Source organism: Streptomyces sp. NPDC002265, assembly GCF_040296125.1.
Classification (GTDB): domain Bacteria; phylum Actinomycetota; class Actinomycetes; order Streptomycetales; family Streptomycetaceae; genus Streptomyces.
Window position 1 is genome coordinate 1 of the sequence record NZ_JBEOWS010000457.1, and the last position, 6,502, is coordinate 6,502.

A 6,502-nucleotide genomic window follows, 5' to 3' on the forward strand; every position below is an offset into this window, starting at 1 on the left:
CTGCTGCTAGTCGCGCTGCTCGGCGGCAGTTCGCAGAGCTACGACGACCAGCGGGGCAAGGGGGACGCCCCGGTGGCCGGGCGGGCCGGGGAGGACAGCCCGGCCGAGGTGTACAACTTCCCGGACGGCTTCGGGAACCTCTCCACCAAGTGCGTCGGGCAGGGCAGGCGGGCGTACGCCACCACCCGGTTCGTGCAGGAGGACGGTGACGACACCGTGATCATTCCGGCCAACGCGGTGATCGTCGACGACCCGGACTGCCCTGCGCCCTGAGGCTCACCGTCTCCTGGGCGGGGCGGCGCCGCCCGGCGGTGCGGGCGGCGTCGTCGGGCGCCTGCTCCGCCAGGGCCTCGCGGCCCGCCGTCACAGCTCCCGGTGGACCTTCGTGTTGGACGCCTGGGCCCGCGGGCGGACGACCAGCAGGTCGATGTTGACGTGGGCCGGGCGGGTCACCGCCCAGGTGATGGTCTCCGCGACGTCGTCGGCGGTCAGCGGTTCGGCGACGCCCGCGTAGACCTTCGCCGCCTTCTCCTCGTCGCCGCTGAAGCGGGTCAGCGCGAACTCGTCGGTCTTGACCATGCCGGGCGCGATCTCGATCACCCGGACCGGCCGGCCGACGATCTCCAGGCGCAGGGTCTCGGCGAGGACGTGGGCGCCGTGCTTGGCGGCGACATAGCCCGCGCCGCCCTCGTAGGTGCCGTGGCCCGCGGTGGAGGAGACGACCACGACCGTGCCGTCGCCGCTCGCGTCGAGCTTGGGCAGCAGGGCCTGGGTCAGGTTCAGCGTGCCCAGGACGTTCGTCTCGTACATCGTGCGCCACTGCGCCGGGTCGCCGGTGGCGACCGGGTCCGCGCCCAGCGCGCCGCCCGCGTTGTTGACCAGGACCCCGACGGTCTTGAAGGCGCTCGCGAACTCGTCGACGGCCGCGCGGTCGGTGACGTCCAGCTGGTAGGCGGTCGCCGCGTGGCCCGCCGCGGTGATCTCCTTCGCCAGCGCCTCGATGCGGTCGGCGCGGCGGGCGGTCAGGACGACCCGGTAGCCGGCCGCGGCGAGCTGCCGGGCCGTGGCGGCTCCGATTCCGCTGCTCGCACCGGTGACGACGGCGATGCGGGAGGCGGCGGACGGTGCGGCGGTGGCCATGGGCTGCTCCTCGGGCGTGCGGACGGCTCGGGCCCGCGGACGGCTCGGGTCGGTGGGTGGTGCGGCTGGCGCCCGCTCGTGGGCCTCGCGGGTGGCGCGGGCTCGCGGGCGGTCGTTCCCGCTCAGGGTAGGCGACGGGCGCGGTCGGACGGGCGGGCGTTCCGAGGGGCGGGCGGTCAGCCGCCGTGCCGCGGCGCCCACATGATCACGGCCATGCCGGCGAGGCAGACAGCGGCGCCCGCCAGGTCCCAGCGGTCGGGGCGGAAGCCGTCCGCGACCACGCCCCACAGGATCGAACCGGCGACGAAGATCCCGCCGTAGGCGGCGAGGATGCGGCCGAAGTGGGCGTCGGGCTGGAAGGTGGCGACGAATCCGTACGCGCCGAGCGAGAGGACGCCGCCGGTGATCCACAGCCAGCCGCGGTGCTCGCGCAGGCCCTGCCAGATCAGCCAGGCGCCGCCGATCTCCAGGAACGCGGCGGCGACGAACAGGGCGGCGGAACGGACGATCGACATACGTGCAGCCTGGCACGCCTGCGGGCACGGCCGGCGCCGGGGCGTCACCTGCTTGGAGGGCGCCTGCCGTCGGCCGTACGTGGGATACATCCAGGCGACACCCCTGCGACCGGGGTGGAGCGAGCGGAGTGAGGAGTGGTGTCGGCATGCGGAGACCACGAAGGGCACGCGGAACGCGGCGGACCCGCGAGGAACGGTGGGTACGGAGGTCGTGCGGTGCGCGCCAGGCGCTTGGCACCCGGGGGTTCGTGGTCTGCGGGGTGGCGCTGGCGGCCGTCGGCGGGGCGACACCGCTCGTGGGTGCCGCGGGCGCGCCGGAGGCCGACCTGGCGTACCACGGCACGGTGGCGCTGCGCCGAGGCGTGCTCGACGTACGGCTGACCCCGTACGACCACGGTCCGTCCGCCGTACCGGACGCGACCGTCCGGCTGCTGTGGTCGGCGCCGCTCGCGGACCGGCAGCGGCTGCCGGGCGGGTGCCTCCGTACGGGGGTGCGTGAGGTGGTGTGCCGGACGGGCGCGCTGGCCGCGGACGGGTTCGGCGAGCGGATCGCGCTGGTGCTGCGGCTGCGCGGCCGGCCGCAGCAGGTGACGCTGGCGCTCGGCACGGTGTGGGCCGGCGGCACGGTGGACCGCGACCGGGCGAACGACCGGCAGCGGGTGCTGGTCCTGGACACGGGAGACCCGTACTCCTTCTGAGTGAGGGGCGCGCCCCTGGGACGGGGGCGCGCCCGGTTCCGGGGTGCGGGGGGCGGCCGGTTTCCTGCTAGATACGTGTATGTCGGACCACTTCCGGCCGGTCGACCGGCCTGTCCGGCCGGTCGCGGCGCGCTCTCTGCGCCGTACGATCTCTGCACGGCGCAGGCGAAGAGGAGCGGGCATGTCCGGGTCGGAGAACGAGCGGTCGCGGCTGCTGGACGAGCTGTCCACCGTCTCCCGTCGCTACATGGCCTCGTACGCCCTGTTCAACCAGGCCGTCGCCGACCATCTCGGCCTGCATCCCACCGATCTGCAGTGCCTGAACCTGCTCACGCTGGAGGGCGGTCCGGTGACCACGGGCCGGATCGCGGAGCTGACGGGCCTGACGACCGGGTCGGCGACCCGGCTGGTGGACCGGCTGGAGAAGGCCGGGTACGTGGTCCGGCAGCGGGACGCGGGGGACCGGCGGCGGGTGCTGGTGGCGACCGTGCCGGAGCGGATCGCCGAGTTCGGGCAGATGTGGAACCGGCTGGCCGGCGGCTGGAGCGCCCTCTTCGACGGCCTGGACAACACCGAACTGGCCCTGATCATCGGGCATATGAGGCGGACGGTGGACTTCAGTGGCGAGCAGATCACCCGGTTGCGGGAAGGGCGGGTCTAGGGCCGCGCGACTGGGGCGTGTCCGTGGCGTCCTTCTCGGTGTCGTAGCGCTCCCGTGCCGTGTGGACCTCGTCGAAGTGGGTCTCCGCCCAGGCCTTCACCGCGGTGAGCAGGTGCGCGAGGCTGCTGCCCAGCGGGGTGAGCTCGTAGTCCACCCGGACCGGGACGGACGGGGTGACCGTACGCGTGAGGATGCCGTCGCGCTCCAGCGAGCGCAGGGTCTGCGTGAGCATCTTGGGGCTCACTCCGGCGATCCTGCGGGCGAGGTCGCTGTAGCGCATGGGGCCGGCGGCCAGCGCGGAGACGACCAGACTGACCCACTTGTCGCTGATCCGGTCGAGGAGCTGGTTGGTGGGGCAGCTGCGGAGGAAGGCGTCGTACTCGAAGCGCGCCTGTTCGCGCCGCTGGGCCGCCGTCGTGGTCGCCATGGCTCTCCTCCGGGTGCGGTAGGCACCTTCAGGTAACTACTACCCTCCAGATAGTAGCTCTTCCTAGGGTTGTGCGAGCGGCGCGGGAACAGTGTGGACGCGCCTCAACCGCAGTCAGACCTTGGAGAGTTGTGATGATGCGTGCTGTCGTGGTGACGTCGTTCGGCGGGCCCGAGGCCGTGCGGGTCGTGGAGACCGAGGTGCCCGAGCCGGGTGCCGGGCAGGTCCGGATCAAGGTGGCGGCGGCCGCGCTGAACCCGGTCGACGCCGCGGTGCGGGCCGGTGTGTTCGGGGGCGCGGGCGGGCGGATCGGCCTCGGCTGGGACGTCGCGGGGACGGTGGACGCGGTCGGCCCGGGCGCCGCGTGGAGCGTGGGCGACGAGGTGGTGGCGCTCGCCCCCGGTGTGGCCGAGTCGCTGGGTTCGCACGCGGAGCACGTCGTCGTCGGCGCGGATACGGTGGCCGAGGCGCCCGCGACGTCCGACGCCGTGTCCGGCGCCACCCTGCCGCTGAACGGGCTGACTGCCGTACAGGCCCTGGATCTGCTGGAGTTGACGCCCGGGCAGTCGCTGCTGGTGACGGGCGCGGCGGGTGCCGTGGGCGGTTATGCCGTCCAACTCGCCGCCCGCAGTGGGGTGTCGGTGACCGCGCTGGCCCGTGCGGAGGACGAGGAGCTCGTCCGGTCCCTGGGTGCCGCGCACTTCACGGCCGGGGAGGCCGGGCCGGCGGGCTTCGATGCGGTGCTGGACGCGGCGGTGCTCGGCGAGGCCGCCCTGGCGTGGGTGCGGGACGGGGGGGCCTACGCCGGGGTGATTCCGGGGGCCGCGCCCGCCGCGGTGCGGGGCGTGCGGACCGGCACGGTCGAGGTGCGCGCCGACGGGGAGCGGCTGGCGGAGCTGGTGCGGCTGGTGGACGAGGGGGCGCTGACGCTCCGGGTGGCGGGGACGTACGCCCTGGACGACGCGGTCAAGGCGCACGCCCGGCTGGCGGAGGGCGGGGTGCGGGGGCGGCTGGTCCTCCTTCCCTGAGCCGGCGGGTCCCGTACGTCTCACGGGCCCTTTCCCGGGGCCCGGCCGCCGGTCTCGGTGGCCCTGCTCCTCGGGTGCCCTGTGCGGCAGGAGGCGTACGAACGGCAGGCGCAGGGCCACGGCCGCGGTGCCCGGCCGTCAAATCGAATTCCGGCGGGCGGAATACCCGCGGACCCGATCCGGTTGGAGGGGTATGGTTGAAGCGTCAACAACTTGGAGGTTGAGCGACCATGCAGTTCGGCATCTTCAGCGTCGGCGACGTCACCCCGGACCCGACCACGGGCGGTACGCCGACCGAGCGTGAGCGCATCAAGGCCATGGTCGCCATCGCGCTGAAGGCCGAGGAGGTCGGGCTGGACGTGTTCGCGACCGGCGAGCACCACAACCCGCCGTTCGTGCCCTCGTCACCGACGACCATGCTCGGCTACATAGCCGCGCGCACCGAGAAGCTGGTCCTCTCCACGTCCACGACCCTGATCACCACCAACGACCCGGTGAAGATCGCCGAGGACTACGCGATGCTCCAGCACCTGGCCGACGGCCGGGTGGACCTGATGATGGGCCGCGGCAACACCGGTCCCGTCTATCCGTGGTTCGGCCAGGACATCCGCGAGGGCATCAACCTCGCCATCGAGAACTACGCCCTGCTGCGCCGGCTGTGGCGTGAGGACGTCGTCGACTGGGAGGGCAAGTTCCGTACGCCGCTCCAGGGCTTCACGTCCACCCCGCGGCCGATGGACGACGTGCCGCCGTTCGTCTGGCACGGCTCCATCCGCTCCCCGGAGATCGCCGAGCAGGCCGCGTTCTACGGGGACGGCTTCTTCCACAACAACATCTTCTGGCCCGCCGACCACACCAAGCGGATGGTCGAGTTCTACCGGAAGCGGTTCGCGCACTACGGGCACGGCACGCCCGAGCAGGCGATCGTCGGCCTCGGCGGCCAGGTGTTCATGCGGAAGAACTCACAGGACGCCGTGCGCGAGTTCCGTCCGTACTTCGACAACGCGCCGGTCTACGGGCACGGGCCCTCGCTGGAGGACTTCACCGAGCAGACCCCGCTGACCGTGGGCTCCCCGCAGCAGGTGATCGAGCGGACCCTGTCCTTCCGCGAGTACGCCGGCGACTACCAGCGCCAGCTGTTCCTGATGGACCACGCGGGGCTGCCCCTGAAGACCGTGCTGGAGCAGCTCGACCTGCTCGGCGAGGAGGTCGTGCCGGTGCTGCGCAAGGAGTTCGCCGTCGGCCGTCCGGCCGGGGTGCCGGAGGCGCCGACCCACGGGTCGCTGCTCGCGGCCAAGGAGGCGGCCGAGGCTGCCGAGTCCTCCCAGGCTGCCGAAGGTTCCCAGGAAGGGGTGACCGTCGCATGAAGCTCGTCGTCGTCTCCGCGGGGCTGAGCGTCCCGTCCTCCACCCGGCTGCTCGCCGACCGGCTGGCCGCCGCCGTGGACCGGCAGGCCCCGGCGGACGTCCAGGTGATCGAGCTGCGCGAGCTCGCCGTCGAGATCGCGCACCATCTCACCAACGGCTTCCCCGGGCGGGCGCTGTCCGCCGCGTTCGACGCCGTGACCCGGGCCGACGGCCTGATCGCCGTCACTCCGGTGTTCTCGGCGTCGTACAGCGGACTGTTCAAGTCGTTCTTCGACGCGCTCGGCGGCCACGACAAGGACGCGCTGGCCGGCAAGCCCGTGCTGATCGCGGCCACCGGCGGCACCGCCCGGCACTCCCTGGTCCTGGACCACGCGCTGCGCCCGCTGTTCGCCTATCTGCGGGCGGTGGTCGTGCCGACCGGCCTGTACGCCGCTTCCGAGGACTGGGGCGCGGAGGGTCTGCCCGAGCGGATCGAGCGGGCGGCGGGGGAGCTGGCCGCGCTGATGCGGGGTCTGTCGGCGGCCAAGCCGGTCCGGGACGAGTTCGACGCGGTGCCGTTCGCCGAGCAGCTCGCCGCCCTGCGGCCCGCCGGCTGACCGGATCGCCGCCCTGCGGCCCGCCGGCTGACCGGATCGCCGCCCTGCGGTCCGTCGGCTGACCGGATCG

At 73.4% G+C, this 6,502-nt stretch carries 9 protein-coding genes; 6 read left to right on the top strand and 3 right to left on the bottom strand.

The genetic code is table 11. From position 1 onward, the window contains the following. Positions 1–273 (top strand): hypothetical protein (locus ABT085_RS42375; protein WP_351621299.1); only part of this gene is annotated, 273 nt, incomplete at its 5' end. Between the two features lie 90 nt (positions 274–363). Here the strand turns inward: ABT085_RS42375 and ABT085_RS42380 are convergent. Both ABT085_RS42380 and ABT085_RS42385 read right to left on the bottom strand, forming a co-directional pair. Next, positions 364–1,140 (bottom strand): SDR family NAD(P)-dependent oxidoreductase, encoded by a 777-nt coding sequence (locus ABT085_RS42380; RefSeq protein WP_351621302.1) that lies wholly within the window; start codon positions 1,138–1,140, stop codon positions 364–366. A 176-nt stretch (positions 1,141–1,316) separates the two neighbouring features. Next, positions 1,317–1,655, bottom strand: coding sequence for a YnfA family protein (locus tag ABT085_RS42385; protein WP_351621305.1), 339 nt, complete (start codon positions 1,653–1,655; stop codon positions 1,317–1,319). 248 nt (positions 1,656–1,903) lie between these two features. Here ABT085_RS42385 and ABT085_RS42390 point away from each other — a divergent pair, with 248 nt between their 5' ends. Together ABT085_RS42390 and ABT085_RS42395 are read left to right on the top strand one after the other, a co-directional pair. After that, positions 1,904–2,353, top strand: a complete 450-nt coding sequence (locus ABT085_RS42390) for a hypothetical protein (protein WP_351621308.1) — start codon at positions 1,904–1,906, stop codon at positions 2,351–2,353. Positions 2,354–2,534: 181 nt separating this feature from the next. Further along, the gene (locus tag ABT085_RS42395) at positions 2,535–3,014 is read left to right on the top strand and encodes a MarR family winged helix-turn-helix transcriptional regulator (RefSeq protein WP_351621311.1); all 480 of its coding nucleotides are present in this window, start codon (positions 2,535–2,537) and stop codon (positions 3,012–3,014) included. On the opposite strand, the gene ABT085_RS42400 is transcribed toward ABT085_RS42395, so the two are convergent. Then, on the bottom strand, positions 2,986–3,441 hold the full coding sequence (locus tag ABT085_RS42400) for a winged helix-turn-helix transcriptional regulator (RefSeq protein ID WP_351621314.1): 456 nt from the start codon (positions 3,439–3,441) through the stop codon (positions 2,986–2,988). The two genes, ABT085_RS42395 and ABT085_RS42400, sit on opposite strands and share 29 nt — an antisense overlap. Before the next feature lie 137 nt (positions 3,442–3,578). Here ABT085_RS42400 and ABT085_RS42405 point away from each other — a divergent pair, with 137 nt between their 5' ends. From ABT085_RS42405 to ABT085_RS42415, 3 genes are all read left to right on the top strand, one after another. Beyond that, positions 3,579–4,469, top strand: a complete 891-nt coding sequence (locus tag ABT085_RS42405) for an NADP-dependent oxidoreductase (RefSeq protein WP_351621323.1) — start codon at positions 3,579–3,581, stop codon at positions 4,467–4,469. A 230-nt stretch (positions 4,470–4,699) separates the two neighbouring features. Beyond that, positions 4,700–5,836: an LLM class flavin-dependent oxidoreductase gene (locus tag ABT085_RS42410; protein ID WP_351621317.1), complete on the top strand. Its 1,137-nt coding sequence runs from the start codon at positions 4,700–4,702 to the stop codon at positions 5,834–5,836. Next, on the top strand, positions 5,833–6,432 hold the full coding sequence (locus tag ABT085_RS42415) for an FMN reductase (RefSeq protein ID WP_351621320.1): 600 nt from the start codon (positions 5,833–5,835) through the stop codon (positions 6,430–6,432). The genes ABT085_RS42410 and ABT085_RS42415 overlap by 4 nt, the downstream gene beginning before the upstream one ends. Positions 6,433–6,502: the final 70 nt, after the last annotated feature.